At 44.1% G+C, this 15,510-nt stretch carries 15 protein-coding genes and 1 riboswitch; of the genes, 9 read left to right on the top strand and 6 right to left on the bottom strand.

The window, feature by feature from the left end; all coding sequences use genetic code 11:
- The first annotated feature begins 95 nt into the window (after positions 1 to 95).
- Positions 96 to 362 carry a DksA/TraR family C4-type zinc finger protein gene (locus AB6D93_RS11185; protein ID WP_017060251.1) on the top strand — a complete coding sequence of 89 codons (267 nt, stop codon included), beginning with the start codon at positions 96 to 98 and terminating at the stop codon, positions 360 to 362.
- A gap of 124 nt (positions 363 to 486) precedes the next feature.
- Here the strand turns inward: AB6D93_RS11185 and bioA are convergent, their stop codons facing one another.
- Positions 487 to 1,764, bottom strand: a complete 1,278-nt coding sequence (gene bioA, locus AB6D93_RS11180) for an adenosylmethionine--8-amino-7-oxononanoate transaminase (protein WP_102332950.1) — start codon at positions 1,762 to 1,764, stop codon at positions 487 to 489.
- 159 nt (positions 1,765 to 1,923) lie between these two features.
- On the opposite strand from bioA, the gene bioB reads away from it, so the two are divergent.
- The 4 genes from bioB to bioD are packed head-to-tail and all read left to right on the top strand — an operon-like array spanning position 1,924 to position 5,658.
- Positions 1,924 to 2,976: a biotin synthase BioB gene (bioB, locus tag AB6D93_RS11175; protein WP_016792500.1), complete on the top strand. Its 1,053-nt coding sequence runs from the start codon at positions 1,924 to 1,926 to the stop codon at positions 2,974 to 2,976.
- Positions 2,963 to 4,174: an 8-amino-7-oxononanoate synthase gene (gene bioF / locus AB6D93_RS11170; RefSeq protein ID WP_102332949.1), complete on the top strand. Its 1,212-nt coding sequence runs from the start codon at positions 2,963 to 2,965 to the stop codon at positions 4,172 to 4,174. Before bioB ends, bioF begins: the two co-directional genes overlap by 14 nt.
- Positions 4,175 to 4,978, top strand: coding sequence for a malonyl-ACP O-methyltransferase BioC (gene bioC, locus AB6D93_RS11165; RefSeq protein ID WP_017060254.1), 804 nt, complete (start codon positions 4,175 to 4,177; stop codon positions 4,976 to 4,978). It abuts the gene before it with no gap.
- Entirely contained in the window at positions 4,975 to 5,658 is a 684-nt protein-coding gene (gene bioD / locus AB6D93_RS11160) for a dethiobiotin synthase (protein ID WP_017060255.1), read from the top strand. The genes bioC and bioD overlap by 4 nt, the downstream gene beginning before the upstream one ends.
- Positions 5,659 to 5,772: 114 nt before the next feature.
- Here the strand turns inward: bioD and AB6D93_RS11155 are convergent, their stop codons facing one another.
- Complete coding sequence (locus tag AB6D93_RS11155) at positions 5,773 to 5,940, bottom strand: hypothetical protein (protein ID WP_017060256.1); 168 nt, start codon at positions 5,938 to 5,940, stop codon at positions 5,773 to 5,775.
- A gap of 277 nt (positions 5,941 to 6,217) precedes the next feature.
- Between AB6D93_RS11155 and htpX the strand changes: the two genes are divergently transcribed.
- The gene (htpX, locus tag AB6D93_RS11150) at positions 6,218 to 7,081 is read left to right on the top strand and encodes a protease HtpX (RefSeq protein WP_029235495.1); all 864 of its coding nucleotides are present in this window, start codon (positions 6,218 to 6,220) and stop codon (positions 7,079 to 7,081) included.
- Positions 7,082 to 7,395: 314 nt separating this feature from the next.
- On the opposite strand, the gene purB is transcribed toward htpX, so the two are convergent.
- The 3 genes from purB to mnmA all read right to left on the bottom strand — a co-directional run bounded on the left by purB (position 7,396) and on the right by mnmA (position 10,707).
- Complete coding sequence (gene purB, locus AB6D93_RS11145; protein WP_017065316.1) at positions 7,396 to 8,766, bottom strand: adenylosuccinate lyase; 1,371 nt, start codon at positions 8,764 to 8,766, stop codon at positions 7,396 to 7,398.
- A gap of 143 nt (positions 8,767 to 8,909) precedes the next feature.
- Positions 8,910 to 9,527 carry a high frequency lysogenization protein HflD gene (gene hflD, locus AB6D93_RS11140; RefSeq protein WP_017060259.1) on the bottom strand — a complete coding sequence of 206 codons (618 nt, stop codon included), beginning with the start codon at positions 9,525 to 9,527 and terminating at the stop codon, positions 8,910 to 8,912.
- Positions 9,528 to 9,570: 43 nt separating this feature from the next.
- Positions 9,571 to 10,707, bottom strand: a complete 1,137-nt coding sequence (gene mnmA, locus AB6D93_RS11135) for a tRNA 2-thiouridine(34) synthase MnmA (protein ID WP_017060260.1) — start codon at positions 10,705 to 10,707, stop codon at positions 9,571 to 9,573.
- A 204-nt stretch (positions 10,708 to 10,911) separates the two neighbouring features.
- Between mnmA and AB6D93_RS11130 the strand changes: the two genes are divergently transcribed.
- Both AB6D93_RS11130 and AB6D93_RS11125 read left to right on the top strand, forming a co-directional pair.
- Positions 10,912 to 11,181: a hypothetical protein gene (locus AB6D93_RS11130; protein WP_010439986.1), complete on the top strand. Its 270-nt coding sequence runs from the start codon at positions 10,912 to 10,914 to the stop codon at positions 11,179 to 11,181.
- A 102-nt stretch (positions 11,182 to 11,283) separates the two neighbouring features.
- Positions 11,284 to 12,588, top strand: coding sequence for an inosine/guanosine kinase (locus AB6D93_RS11125; protein WP_017060261.1), 1,305 nt, complete (start codon positions 11,284 to 11,286; stop codon positions 12,586 to 12,588).
- A 194-nt stretch (positions 12,589 to 12,782) separates the two neighbouring features.
- Here the strand turns inward: AB6D93_RS11125 and AB6D93_RS11120 are convergent, their stop codons facing one another.
- On the bottom strand, positions 12,783 to 13,193 hold the full coding sequence (locus tag AB6D93_RS11120) for an H-NS family nucleoid-associated regulatory protein (protein ID WP_017060262.1): 411 nt from the start codon (positions 13,191 to 13,193) through the stop codon (positions 12,783 to 12,785).
- Between the two features lie 364 nt (positions 13,194 to 13,557).
- Positions 13,558 to 13,735, top strand: a riboswitch (Lysine riboswitch).
- A 112-nt stretch (positions 13,736 to 13,847) separates the two neighbouring features.
- Here AB6D93_RS11120 and AB6D93_RS11115 point away from each other — a divergent pair.
- On the top strand, positions 13,848 to 15,440 hold the full coding sequence (locus AB6D93_RS11115) for a Na+/H+ antiporter NhaC family protein (protein ID WP_102332948.1): 1,593 nt from the start codon (positions 13,848 to 13,850) through the stop codon (positions 15,438 to 15,440).
- Positions 15,441 to 15,510 lie beyond the last annotated feature (70 nt).

Below are 15,510 nucleotides of genomic sequence, written 5' to 3'. Positions count from 1 at the left end.
TGATTTTGATAATTATTACAATCCTTAAATGTGGCTATAATATGCTCTTACCGCGGTAGGTATAGATTTTCTCGTTCAAATACTGAGGAGGGCTTATGGCCGTAGGATGGGCTGGTGACGATAGTGTCAGCCAGCAAATACAAAATACCATTGATGATGAGATCTCTCGTGTAAGAGGAAACCTTCGAGGTGGTGAGGGTTTGCGTTATTGTGATGAGTGTGGTGATGAGATTCCGGAACAAAGACGACGCGCGATCAAAGGCGTTCGTTTGTGTATAGAATGTCAGTCAATATTAGAGCATGACGCACATCGACATTCATTGTTTAACCGTCGAGCAAGTAAAGATAGCCAATTACGTTAAACTGACGGTTACCTTCAAGCAGTTAAGGCCTTACTTTTATGTAAGGCCTTTTAGTTTAATTAAATGATTTATTAATGAAGATATATAGAAATAATCGTCGCTCTTGTTTAGAGCAATAAACGCCTTATTTAAAGCAATGAGTATTTTGTAATGCAGTGTCGATAGCAGCGACCAATTGCTCAATATGTTGTGGTTTGATAATAAACGGAGGCATCATATAAATTAGCTTACCAAACGGACGGATCCAAACGCCTTGCTCTACAAAGTGAGCTTGAATGGCTTCCATATCGACGGGTGTGTGAGTTTCAACGACGCCAATAGCGCCTAACCAACGCACGTCTTTAACCAGTTCATGTTCTCGCAACGGTGGTAACAACTCAGAAAAGAGCTGTTCAATCTGTTGAGTCTGATTTTTCCAATGGCCTTGCTCGATGATGGATAAACTTGCCGCACCGACTGCGCAAGCCAATGGGTTGCCCATAAAGGTTGGCCCATGCATAAAGCAGCCTGCTTCACCGCCACATACCGTGTCAGCAACTTCCTTACTCGCAAGCGTCGCTGACAATGTCATATAGCCACCAGTTAAAGCTTTGCCTACGCATAATATGTCCGGTTGAACATCGGCATGCTCACAAGCGAACAGTTCCCCTGTGCGGCCAAATCCGGTCGCAATCTCATCCAAGATCAGCAATACGTTGAATTCATCACACAGCAAGCGAACTTGTTTTAGGAACTCAGGGTGGTAGATGCGCATGCCGCCAGCCCCTTGAACGATAGGCTCTAAGATCACCGCTGCGACTTCTTGATGGTGTGCTGCCAGCTTTTCTTTAAAACTATCGATGTCACTTGAGTTCCACTCATCCCAAAAGCCTGTTTTTGGCGAATCAGCGAAAATATGTTCCGGCAAAAAGCCTTTGTAGAGGCTGTGCATCGAATTGTCAGGGTCGGTCACTGACATCGCCGCAAAGGTATCACCGTGGTAGCCATCTCTTAGTGTGAGGAACTTTGAACGAGGTTGTCCTTTAGCGTGCCAATATTGCAATGCCATCTTGAGGCTAACCTCTACGGCAACTGAACCTGAATCGGCCAAAAATACATGCTCAAGATTACTTGGCGCGAGATTCAAAAGCTTCTTACATAGATCGATAGCGGGCTGGTGGGTGATGCCACCAAACATAACGTGTGAAACCTTATCGATTTGACTATGAGCTGCAGCGTTTAGCTCAGGGTGATTGTAGCCGTGGATGGTTGACCACCAAGATGACATACCATCAATAATTCGTTTTCCGCCTTCTAATTCTAGGTAAACACCGTCTGCGTTGGTGACTGGGTAGCAGGTCAGAGGTGTTAACGTTGATGTGTAGGGATGCCAGATATGCTGGCGATCAAAGGCGAGATCCATAGTAACTTCCATTCTTGGTGTGGTTAAAAAATAACCAGATGTAAACTTTTGATATTATCAATGTGTTGACAGTCTAAAGCTTGTCGGTAGACTAGCCAAGCATAAATGCAATCTCTATTGATAGAGATGAAACATCAAATAATAAAAAAGGATCGACACGTGGAAGTTCGTCATGACTGGACAGTTGCTGAAGTAACAGCACTGCTTGAAAAACCGTTTATGGATTTAATGTTTGAAGCTCAAGTGGTTCATAGACAGTACCAAGAGCACAACCACGTGCAGGTGAGTACGCTTCTATCGATTAAGACTGGTGCTTGTCCTGAAGACTGTAAGTATTGTCCTCAAAGTGCTCACTACCGAACGGATGTCGACAAAGAACGCCTAATGGAAGTAGAGCGTGTTTTGGATGCGGCGCAAAAAGCCAAGAACGCGGGCTCGACTCGTTTCTGTATGGGCGCGGCGTGGAAAAACCCGAAAGAACGCGATATGCCTCACTTGACTGATATGATCAAAGGTGTGAAAGGTATGGGTCTAGAAACCTGTATGACACTAGGCATGTTAACCCCTGATCAAGCTGGCGAGTTAGCGGATGCAGGCTTGGATTACTACAACCATAACCTTGATACGTCTCCCGAGTTTTACGGCAGCATCATCACCACTCGTACTTACCAAGATCGTTTAGATACGCTATCTCACGTACGTGATGCCGGTATGAAGATCTGTTCTGGTGGCATTATTGGTATGGGTGAAAGTACCAATGACCGTGCAGGCCTGCTGGTAGAGCTAGCGAACCTTCCGGTACACCCTGAGAGTGTGCCAATCAACATGCTCGTGAAAGTGAAAGGCACACCGATGGAAAACGTCGATGATGTTGAATCTTTTGACTTCATTAAGTTGATTGCGATTGCTCGTATCATGATGCCAATGTCAGCGGTTCGTCTATCTGCAGGTCGCGAGAATATGAATGAACAGATGCAGGCGATGTGCTTCATGGCTGGCGCGAACTCTATCTTCTACGGTTGTAAGCTACTGACTACGCCAAACCCAGATGAAGACACGGACATGCAGCTGTTTAAGAAGTTAGGCATCAACAGCCAACAAGTGGCTCAGAAGCCTGATGAAATTCAAGAAAACGAACTGTTAGATCAAGTAGTGGAGCGCGTTGCTGCTCGTCCAACGAAAGATGACATGTTCTACGATGCCACTGTTTAAATCCCGTATCAAAGATGCCCTTGTTCAACGCCGTGAGCAGGGGCTAACTCGTCAACTTAAAGTGCTTGAAAACAGTAATGGTCCTTTGCTTAATTGCGAAGGTGCTCGCTTTATTAATTTTTCGAGTAATGATTACCTAGGCTTGGCGAACGACCCTGAATTGGTAGAGGCGTGGCAAGCGGGGCTTTCCCTTTATGGTGCTGGCAGTGCGGCATCGCCATTGGTCACGGGTTTTAGTCCTGCTCATAGAAATTTAGAAGCTCAGCTGTGTGAATGGTTGGGCTTTGAACGTGCGATTCTCTTTAGTTCTGGTTTCAGTGCGAACCAAGCCTTGTTGTTTTCTCTGCTCGAAAAAGACGACTCTCTGCTGCAAGACAAGCTTAATCACGCCTCTTTGATGGAAGCGGGGATGCTTTCTCATGCAACCATGAAACGCTTTAAACACAACGACACGCAGCATCTAGAGTCTCTATTAAGCCGATCTCTACAATCCTTGGTCGTCACTGAGGGCGTATTCAGCATGGACGGCGATCAAGCGCCTCTCAGCCAGATATCTAACCTGACTCATCAATACGACAGTTGGTTGGCGGTTGATGATGCCCACGGTATCGGCGTATTAGGTGATAAAGGAGCTGGGAGTTGCAGTGCAGCACAAATCTCCCCCGATATTTTGGTGGTGACCTTTGGCAAAGCATTTGGCGTTTCTGGTGCTGCGATTCTTTGTTCGTCAGAAGTGGGTGATTACTTAACTCAGTTTGCTCGTCATCATGTGTACTCGACGGCGATGCCACCTTCACAAGCGGTGGCTTTATCTCATGCCTGTAAGATGACTCAAACTCAAGAGTGGCGCCGAGAAAAGCTGACTGAGTTAGGGTCTCTCTATGCAGAGCAGGTGAGCGGCTTGAAAGGATTTGTGGATACTCAGACTCCGATTAAGCCATTTGTGATAGGTGAAGCACAAGCGGCATTATCAATAGCTGAAGAGTTAAAGCAAAACCAAGTTTGGGTGACCGCAATAAGGCCGCCAGCCATACCTGCTGGAACTGCTCGATTACGAATCACCTTAACAGCTAACCATAGCCCAAAACAGATTCTCCAGTTAACCAGGTCGTTGCATCAAGCCATTGAACGAAACATCGACTTAAGCACTGAACCGGGTATCCATCCAAGCTTTGAATCAAATAAAGAGGCTCAGTAAATGTCACAAGAAGCAGTAGTGCATAATTACGTTGGCCAAGATAAGAGTGCGATTGCCGAAGCCTTTGGTAAAGCGGCAACAACCTATGACAAACACGCTGAATTTCAACGCGATGTTGGCCACCGATTACTGGATAAATTACCCAGCGATCTGTCAGGCTTTAAGGTGCTGGATCTAGGTTGTGGTACTGGCTATTTCTCCGAGCAACTTGTAAAACGAGGCGCCGAAGTGGTTTGCGCTGATCTTTCTGTTGGAATGCTAGCAACAGCAGAGAAGCGGTGTGGTGCATCTGTATCTTTATATCAACAAGCCGATGCCGAACAATTGCCGTTTGAAGATGGGTGCTTTGACATCGTTTTCTCTAGCCTTGCGTTGCAATGGTGTGACGATTTGTCGTCGCCTTTGAGAGAGATGAAGCGTGTTACAGCGGCTGGTGGGCGTGTTATTTTCTCAACTTTGCTTGATGGGTCGCTGTTTGAACTGAAAAAGTCGTGGTCCAAAATTGACGCACATCAACACGTTAACCATTTTATTACAATCAATAAGGTAAAAATTGCGTTAGCGCAATCTAGCTGTACCGTTCATCAACTAGACTTGCCCACCATCACCGTTTGGTACGACACTGCGTTTGAACTGATGCGCGACCTTAAAGGTATCGGCGCTAATCACGTAAGTGGTCGCTCACAAGGTTTAACAAGTCGTCGCATGTTGCAGCTTGTTGATCGGGAATATCGAGAGTTTAAGAACCATCAAGGTTTCTTACCAGCAACATATCAAGTTTGTTTAGGGGTTATTCAATTATGATTGATGCATTATTCATTGCAGGTACGGATACCGAAGTGGGAAAAACTGTGGTTTCAAAAGCGATTCTTCAAGCTTTGGCCGCACAAGATTTATCAACAATTGGTTACAAGCCAGTTGCTGCAGGGAGTGAAAAATCCCCTGAAGGACTACGTAATAGTGATGCACTGCATCTTCAAGAAGCGGCGACGCAAGATATTGCTTACGAAGACGTCAATCCATACGCGTTGTTGCTACCATCATCGCCTCACATCGCTGCTAAGCATGATGGTGTTGTAATTGATGAGGCGGTATTATCAGCGAAGCTAGAAGAGCATAAGAAAAACTCTGACATCGTGTTAGTTGAAGGTGCTGGTGGTTGGCGAGTCCCGGTTTCAGACGATGAATATCTTTCTAGCTGGGTTAAAAAAGAGCAACTGCCAGTGGTACTGACTGTGGGTATTAAACTTGGTTGTTTGAGCCACGCTCTATTAACGGCAGAAGCGATTCGTGCTGATGGCCTAAACCTAGTAGGTTGGGTCGCAAACCGTATCAATCCAGGTACTGAGCACTACGCAGATATTATTGCGATGCTTGAAGATAAGTTAGGTGCACCTAAGTTAGGTGAAATCCCTTACGTCCCAAAAGCGAAGTCTAAAAACATTGGTAAGTACATTGATGTGCAGCCTTTGCTTGCGCTTTAATTACCACGTTATGTACTAAATAAGAAAAGGGCTGCGATTGCAGCCCTTTTGCTATTTTAAGCCTTTAGACCTTGAGTTGATAAACAACCGGTCTTTTAATAAACAAGCTTAGAACTAATGTTCTTTAGTCAGTCCCATTAAAGCTTGCTGAGTTTCTGTGATTTTTGTCTGTGCCGTTTGCGGTGTTAGGATTCCAACCTGCTTTTTCGCTTCTTCTTCAGTAATCCCTAGGTGACAGCACAGTAAATCGATAGCCATTTGAGTGTTAGTACCTTCAACCATGATCCTTTCCTTTTTGTACATGGACTAGCCAATAAATCATCTGAAGTCACTGTAAACGGATTGTTATATCGACACCATACGACTTAGGTCTAATAGAGTGGATTTAATTCGGATACGGTCTCGTAATCAAATGTTGCAATTTAATGCTTAACCTTGTTTTCTTAATCTAAGACTATATGTATAAGTAAGTATAAGTCTTCAAGGTTGGAATCTATTGCTGTCTGCCTTGTCTATAACAATAAGTTTTATAAAAACAGCTTTCATGCGGAGATAAGTAATGAAGCGAGTAATGTTGTTCCTTGCAACTAACCTAGCGGTTGTATTGGTACTAAGTGTTGTTCTTAATGTTGTATACGCAGTTACAGGTATGCAACCCGGTAGCCTCTCAGGTTTATTGGTGATGGCTGCGGTATTTGGTTTTGGCGGCTCATTCATTTCATTAATGATGTCGAAGAAAATGGCGCTACGCTCGGTAGGCGGCATGGTCATTGAAAGCCCACGTAACGAAACAGAACATTGGTTGATGGAGACGGTAAGCCGTCAATCTCAACAAGTTGGTATTGGTATGCCAACAGTAGCGATCTACGACTCGCCAGACATCAACGCATTCGCGACAGGTGCTAAGCGTGACGATTCATTGGTAGCGGTATCAACAGGCCTGCTGCACAACATGACGCGTGATGAAGCTGAAGCAGTATTAGCGCATGAAGTGAGCCACATCGCGAACGGTGATATGGTGACCATGACGTTAATGCAAGGTGTAGTGAACACGTTCGTTATCTTCTTATCTCGTTTCATCGCCAACATTGTTGCGTCGAATGACAACGAAGAAGAGGGTGGCAGCAACATGATGGTGTACTTCGGTGTGTCTATGGTGTTGGAATTGGTATTTGGTTTCTTAGCAAGCTTCATTACCATGTGGTACAGCCGCCACCGTGAATTCCATGCCGATGCAGGTGCAGCGAACCTAGTAGGTAAAGAGAAGATGATTGCAGCGCTAGAGCGCCTAAAGGTGAGCCATGAGCCACAACTAGAAGGTTCTATGATGGCATTTGGTATCAACGGTAAGAAGTCTCTAACAGAGCTTCTAATGAGCCACCCGCCGCTAGACAAGCGTATTGCTTCTCTACGTAACATGTAATCGCTACGTATTCTTCAGTCGCTAATCGACAAGATACATTTGAAAGGCTTCCTTCGGGAGGTCTTTTTTGATCTTGGCATCTAAGACAGTAAGTATTCGAGGAATAGGTGTCTGGCGATAGAGGGTTACTGGTGATGAAGCATTACGATATTGATTGGTTGATATCGCACGGATTGAGATGAGTAGGGTAATGATACTGGGTTGCTTTGTATTATTTTGCTGACGTCTCTTGTGCTCAATACACTTTGTTCCGCTCAACAAAAAGGCTTCCACATGGGAAGCCTTAGTCTATTCTGCGATTCGAAATTCGAATATTACAGCTTGTCAGTTAACTCGATTGCTTGACCGATGTAGTTTGCTGGAGTCATCTCTTTCAGACGAACTTTCTCGTCTGCAGGAATCTCAAGACCATCGATGAATGCACGCATGCCTTCGCCATCTACACGTTTACCACGAGTTAGCTCTTTTAGCTTCTCGTATGGTTTTTCGATGCCGTAACGACGCATTACTGTTTGTACTGGTTCAGCCAATACTTCCCAGTTCTTGTCTAGTTCAGCAAGTAGCGCAGCGCGGTTAACTTCAAGCTTGCTAATACCTTTCAGAGTCGAAGTGTATGCAATGATTGCGTAGCCAACACCCACACCTAGGTTACGAAGAACCGTAGAGTCAGTAAGGTCACGCTGCCAGCGAGAAACTGGAAGTTTTTGTGCAAGGTGGCTGAATACTGCGTTCGCTAGACCAAGGTTGCCTTCAGAGTTTTCGAAGTCAATTGGGTTAACTTTATGCGGCATTGTCGAAGAACCGATTTCGCCAGCAATAGTCTTCTGCTTGAAGTGACCAAGAGCGATGTAGCCCCAAACGTCACGGTCGAAGTCTAGAAGGATAGTGTTGAAACGAGCAATTGCATCGAATAGCTCAGCGATGTAATCGTGAGGTTCGATTTGAGTTGTGTACGGGTTCCAAGTTACGCCAAGAGATTCAGTGATGAACTCTTCGCTAAACTGGTGCCATTCAACTTCTGGGTATGCAGAAAGGTGTGCGTTGTAGTTACCTACAGCACCGTTGATTTTCGCTAGGATCTCAACGTTTTCGATTTGCTTGTATTGACGTTCCATACGGTACGCAACGTTAGCCATCTCTTTACCCATAGTAGAAGGAGAAGCTGGCTGACCGTGTGTACGAGACAGTAATGGAATATCACGGTACTCGTTCGCAAGTGCTTTGATAGCATCAATTACGTTACGGATTTCTGGAAGAATCACTGTGTCACGAGCTTCTTTAAGCATAAGCGCGTGAGAGGTGTTGTTGATGTCTTCAGAAGTACATGCAAAGTGAATAAATTCGTTTACAGCGTGAAGTTCAGGAACGCCAGCAACTTTCTCTTTCAAGAAGTACTCAACCGCTTTAACGTCGTGGTTAGTCGTGCGCTCGATCTCTTTGATACGTAGAGCATCTTCTTCGCTGAAGTTAGCGGCTAGTTCATCAAGAAACTGGTTAGCTTCTGCACTGAACGCTGGTACTTCTTTGATTGCATCAGTTGCTGCAAGCTTTTGTAACCAACGAATTTCAACGATAGAGCGGTACTTTAGTAGTCCAAACTCACTAAAGATGCTGCGTAATGCAATAGTCTTACTTCCGTAACGGCCGTCTACTGGTGAAACAGCAGTCAATGCTGACAGTTCCATGGTGTTCTCCTGAATTGAGTTTTCTAAATTTTGAGAGGTTTATACCAGTAACAATCTCAATTGTCACGCACATTGCGCAATCGTTTGCGTGAGAGTTGTGTTGATACAAAAAACAAGCTCGCGACGAGGCGCGAGCTAATAAACTACATTCGAGCTAGTAGGATTTGAGCCTGCTCGATCATCTTCTTACGACCGAAGATAAGGTGGCGACGTTTACCGCCAACTTGACGCCATAACACAGCGCTTCGAATCCCTGATAGAAGCAGTGCGCGAACCTTATGTTGGCTCGATGTCTGCTGAAGTACAGACGGAGTACCAGAAACCTGAATGCGAGGGCCGATAGGGCTGACGACATCAAGGTAGATACTTGCAAGGTTGCTGATCATTTGCTCGTCAAACAGATCAAAGTGTTCAGTTTGGCGCTCTGCAGTTTGAATGCGGTCACCAAGCTGAGACATAGAGTCGTTGCGAGAAGACAGCTTACGCTCAAGCGCCATCAAGCTGATGATGTAACGCGTGATATCGCTACCTGCTGGAGTACTATCGATACCTTTTACTAAGCACTCAAGGCCAAGCTTTAGGTTCGCTTCACGTCCAAATACGCCCACGGTATTCGATGGGTTGGTATTTAAAATGGCACTGAGTGAAGCTTCAAAGGCATCTTTATCACAATGGCCGTCTTTCGCTACTTGTTGAACCAAAGCCACAGCTTGGCAAATTCCGGCGAAAGCAATAGTACGGTCATAAAGTGTATTAGCCACGTAGTAACTCCTAGTTGTCTTCTATCGTTTGTCGTTTGATTGATTAGATGCGCTTTTCGATGATACCACCACCAAGACATACTTCGCCTTGGTAGAACACTGCAGATTGACCTGGGGTCACTGCGATTTGTGGCTCATCAAAAATAACCTTAATGTTCTCATCATCAATTGGGATGATTGTACAAGGAATATCTGTTTGACGGTAACGTGTTTTTACCGTGCATGTCATAACTTCAGTAATTGGTGTGCGATTTACCCAATGAAGTTGAGATGCGATCAAGCCTTCTGATTTCAGAAGAGGGTGGTCTTTACCTTGTACTGCGATAAGTACATTACGCTTAAGGTCTTTTTCACCAACAAACCATGGTTCTTCGTTACCGCCACCACCTTTAGTGCCGCCAATATGAAGGCCTTTACGCTGACCTAGCGTGTGGTACATCAAACCTTGGTGTTGACCAATCACTTGGCCTTCAGGTGTTTCGATGTTACCCGGTTGTGCTGGTAGGTATTTGCCTAGGAACTCAGTGAACTTGCGCTCACCGATAAAGCAGATGCCTGTTGAATCTTTCTTCTTAGCTGTGATCAAGTCTTGCTCTTCAGCAATACGTCGCACTTCTGGCTTCTCTAATTCACCGACAGGGAATAGGCTGCGTGCCACTTGATCTGAGCTTAGCGTGTATAGGAAATAACTTTGGTCTTTGTTGCTGTCTAGACCGCGTAGCATTTCTGGTTTTACGCCAGCATCAAGCTCTTCTTGAGTTGGGAAAGTACGACGAACGTAGTGACCCATCGCAATGTAGTCTGCGTCTAGCACTTCATCCGCAAACTCTAAGAATGCTTTAAATTTGATTTCTTTGTTACAAAGAATATCTGGGTTAGGTGTACGACCTGCTTTGTACTCTTCAAGGAAGTATTCGAATACGTTGTCCCAGTATTCTGCAGCAAAGTTGATAGTGTGAAGGTGGATACCTAGTTTGTCACATACCGCTTGAGCATCAGCAAGATCTTCAGCTGCCGTGCAGTATTCTTCGTTATCGTCTTCTTCCCAGTTTTTCATGAAAAGGCCTTCTACTTGATAGCCTTGTTGCTGAAGAAGATACGCCGATACTGACGAATCTACACCGCCGGACATACCGACAATTACTTTCTTTTCGCTGTTTCCAGAGCTGATATCTGACATGTCTAAACACCGTTACTATTACTTGGTCGCAGATTCTAACAGAAAGAGAAACGCCGTGACAGATCCGAGACCGGAATCACAGTTTCATTTGCACAAATAGTGCGCTGACTTTGTTAGAGAATCGCATGAGAGCGAGGTGAGTCGCTAGGATGTCAGAAGTATATGTGGCATAGTCGCTCGAAATCCAAGACCTGAGATAAAAAAATGTCTGAACAAAATGAATTTATGCAAGAAGAAGAGCTGATTGAGATCATCGAGAACCAGCTTGAAGATGGCGAACCAGTGAAAGTGAAAGAGACGTTGATGCGTTTAATGATGACAGGCACTCCACGTGAAGAAGCAATTGCGGCTATGGCATGTGCACTGGCAATTGAAGTATTTGACGTTATGAAAAACGGCGCGGAGTTTAATCAAAAACGTTACGCGGAGCATTTGGGCATGCTGCCTGATTTAAGCTTTATGGAAGGCGAATAAAAAAAACCTTCAGCAAACGTTTGCTATAGTTTGAAAGATTGCCGCGTTAAATATAGCGCGGTAGAATCCGCCACCTATTTCCCCTTGACTTAGACTAGCCCTATGAAATTCCCTGGACAACGTAAATCAAAGCACTACTTTCCGGTTCACGCTCGTGATCCTCTAGTGAGCCAAGCTCAAAGCAGTAAAAGAATGTCACGCACTCATATTATCGGTATTGACCAAACATTGGTGGATATTGAAGCAAAGGTGAGTTCTGAACTTATTGAGAAGTATGGTTTGAGCAAGGGACATTCACTGGTTATTGGCGACGCAGCCGCTGAATCTTTGTATCAAGAATTAAAAGAGCAGTGCCTGATTACCAATGAATACGCTGGTGGCACAATTGGTAACACATTACACAACTATTCAGTGCTAGCGGATGACCGTTCTACACTGTTAGGTGTAATGAGCCAAGATATTAAGATTGGTAGTTACGGTTATCGCTATTTATGTAATACATCAAGCAGAATGGATCTGAACCATTTACAAGGGGTAGATGGCGCAATTGGTCGCTGCTTTGCATTAATTACAGAAGACGGTGAACGTACTTTCGCAATTAGCGAAGGACAAATGAACCAATTAAAACCAGAAAGCATTCCTGAAAAAATCTTCAAAAGTGCTTCTGCTTTAGTTTTAACGGCTTATTTAGTTCGCTGTAAGCCAGGCGACCCGATGCCTGAAGCAACAATGAAAGCGATCGAATACGCGAAGAAATACGATGTGCCAGTCGTTCTTACACTAGGTACTAAGTTCGTTATTCAAGATGATCCAGAATTCTGGAAAGATTTCCTTGAGCAACACGTAACGGTTGTTGCAATGAATGAAGACGAAGCTGAAGCGTTAACGGGTGAAAGCGATCCACTGGCTGCATCAGATAAAGCGCTAGACTGGGTAGACCTTGTTCTATGTACTGCGGGACCTGTTGGCCTATTTATGGCTGGTTATACAGAAGATGCAGCTAAGCGTGAAACGTCACTGCCTTTACTTCCAGGTTCAATTGCGGAATTCAACCGTTTTGAATTTAGCCGTCCTGCGCATAAAGATTTATGTGAAAACCCAACTAAAGTGTATTCGCACATTGCGCCATACATGGGTGGACCAGAAAAGATCAAAAATACCAATGGTGCAGGTGATGCTGCGTTATCTGCTTTATTACATGATATGGCTGCGAATAAGTACCACAAAGAAAACGTGCCAAACTCAAGTAAGCACCAACATTCATTCTTGACGTACTCTTCGTTCTCACAAGTTTGTAAATATTCTAACCGTGCAAGCTATGAAGTGTTGGTTCAACACTCTCCACGTTTATCTCGTGGCCTTCCTGAAAGAGAAGATAGCCTAGAAGAAGCGTACTGGGAAAGATAAGTTACTTTCTTTAATCAGTAGTACTATCAGTATCAGTTGGTTTCTAATACTGATAGTACAAATATAAAAAAGGCTCCGAAAGGAGCCTTTTTTGTTTCTGAATATATTGAAGTCGTAAATAATACTTTGGTCGACTTAAATATTAATTCTATCGCTTAGCGTGTAATTGATTACTCACTAAGTAAACTAAATGTTTAGATAGCAAACTCTTCTAGAGATTTACCAGCATCTAGCTGTTCTTGGATAGCTGAAGGCGTACGGCCTTGACCTGTCCAAGTCTTCTCGTCGCCGTTTGCGTCTACGTATTTGTATTTCGCTGGGCGAGGAGCGCGTTTAGCTTTTGTTGTTTTAGATTTTGCTTCACCAGAAAGTGCAGCAATAAGATCGGCAACATCAATTCCGTCTTTTGCAATTTGTTCAGCAATAGCAGAAAGCTTAGCTTCTTGCTCTGCTTTAGCAGCACGCTCTTCAGCTTCAGACTCTTGACGCTCTTGTACAACAATAGTCAGCTTGTCTAGCGCTTCTTCAAGTTGCTCAAGAGTTAATTCACGTGAGAACGCACGAAGGCTGCGGATATTTAATAGAGTTTTTGTTAATTCAGACATGATATTTTCCATCAAGGTAAACTAAATAATCTTCCTAATAATAAACAGAGCCTAGGAATAAAACAAATAGTATTTCTTCTATTACATATTTAAATATAAAAGTGAGATGAATAGTTGAAAATTCAGAGCAGTATTTCTATTGAATTTATAATAATTATTAAGAATATCTTAAAAAATGATATGTGACAGGTGGAGTAGTCAACTTATGTAGACTATTCTTCTATTGATTAGTTCATTAACAAAAAGCTATTTTTCTCGGAATGATATGTTGCATTGTTGCTCTTGATGAGTACAATTGCGGCTACCTGATGCGAGGTGTTGGTTAATTTGTTGTTAAACTCTGGTTTACACGGTTAATAATGTTATCGCACGTAGAGGTGCAATTATAAAAAGTAACTTCCGTTGGGGTGATGCCAATGAACGGGAATGAAAGGTGTAATTGCCGAAGTAAATTGTATATCTAAGCAATTTGCTGGGGTTGTGCTCAATAGGTACAACACTGCCATAGTCTTAATTTTAAACTATGGAGCGCTACTGTAGGGTTGGGTGAAGTGTTCACTTCCCTTTCGCTTAGTTCAACATGAGCTTGGTCAGCCGTATCAAGTTTGTCTGCAGTAGATCTCTAGCCAAATAAAAAACTGGTTTTTGAAGATCATGAATTTAATAGATTTTGCAACATCACCTTTATCTTTGCTTCCGCCCCTTGTGGCTTTGAGCCTTGCTATTGTTACCCGCCGTGTATTGGTTTCTTTGGGTGTCGGTATCGTTATGGGTGCCATCTTACTGGCTGACTATTCAGTAGGTAATGCCGCTAGCTACGTATTTACTAAAGCATCTGGTGTTTTCATCGAAGATGGTGGTATCAATACTTGGAACATGAGCATCATTGCTTTCCTAATTATTCTTGGAATGACAACAGCGCTATTAACGCTTTCTGGTGGTACTCGTGCATTCGCTGAGTGGGCTCAGTCTCGAGTTAAGAGCAAGCGTGGTTCAAAACTGCTTGCTGCATTTTTAGGTGTATTCATCTTTGTTGATGATTACTTCAACAGCTTGGCAGTGGGTGCAATCTCTCGTCCTGTTACAGACCGTTTCTACGTATCTCGCGCTAAGCTAGCTTATATTCTTGATTCTACTGCGGCTCCTATGTGTGTGATCATGCCAGCTTCTAGTTGGGGTGCTTACATCATTACTATTATTGGTGGCATCTTAGTAACACATGGTGTGACAGAGTATTCTGCTCTAGGTGCTTATGTTCGTCTTATTCCAATGAACTTCTACGCGGTATTTGCACTATTGATGGTGTTCGCAGTGGCGTGGTTCGGTCTAGATGTTGGTAAGATGCGCGATCACGAGATCGAAGCGTCTCAAGGTCGTGGCTTTGAAGGCGACAACGATAGCCAGCAAGCTCACGATCTAAACGAAGAGCTAGACATCGAAGAGAGCGAGAACGGTTCTGTTTCTGACCTAATCATGCCGATCGTTTCATTGATCGTAGCGACTGTAGCTGCGATGCTTTACACAGGCGGTCAAGCGTTAGCTGCTGATGGTCAAGCGTTTAACCTACTTGGTGCATTCGAAAATACAGATGTTGGTAAATCTCTTGTTTACGGTGGTGTTATCGGCTTACTAGTAGCACTAGCGACAGTATTCAAGCAAAAGCTATCTATGGCCGATATCGCAAGAACAATGTGGATTGGTGCAAGCTCTATGTTTGGCGCAATCCTAATCCTTGTATTCGCATGGACTATCGGTTCTGTAATCGGCGACATGAAAACAGGTTCGTACCTATCATCTCTAGTAACGGGCAGCATCGATTACCACTGGCTACCAGTTATCTTGTTCCTTCTAGCGGGCGTTATGGCGTTCTCTACAGGTACTTCATGGGGTACGTTCGGTATCATGCTACCTATCGCAGGTGACATGGCTGCAGCATCGGATATCGCACTGATTCTTCCAATGCTAAGTGCGGTTCTAGCGGGTGCAGTATTTGGTGACCACTGTTCTCCAATCTCAGATACGACGATTCTGTCTTCTACTGGTGCTCGTTGTAACCACATCGACCACGTCTCGACTCAGCTTCCATACGCGTTGTCTGTAGCGTTCGTATCGTGCATTGGTTTCATCACTCTAGGTATGACATCTTCAATTGGCATCGCATTTGGCGCAGCGTCTCTAACGTTTGTTGCTGTATGTTTTGCATTGGCTTACTTCTCTCGCTGCAAAATGGCGACGTGCAAAAGCTAAAATTGAAAGTTAATCAGTAAACTATCAGGGAGGCGTTTGCCTCCCTTTTTTGTGCCTGTTAATTTAATTT

Origin of the sequence: Vibrio sp. 10N.247.310.23 (assembly GCF_041467155.1) — a bacterium.
Taxonomy (GTDB): Bacteria; Pseudomonadota; Gammaproteobacteria; order Enterobacterales; family Vibrionaceae; genus Vibrio; species Vibrio crassostreae_C.
Note: the sequence above shows the minus strand (reverse complement) of the source record. Positions and strands in the feature narration are given on the sequence as shown.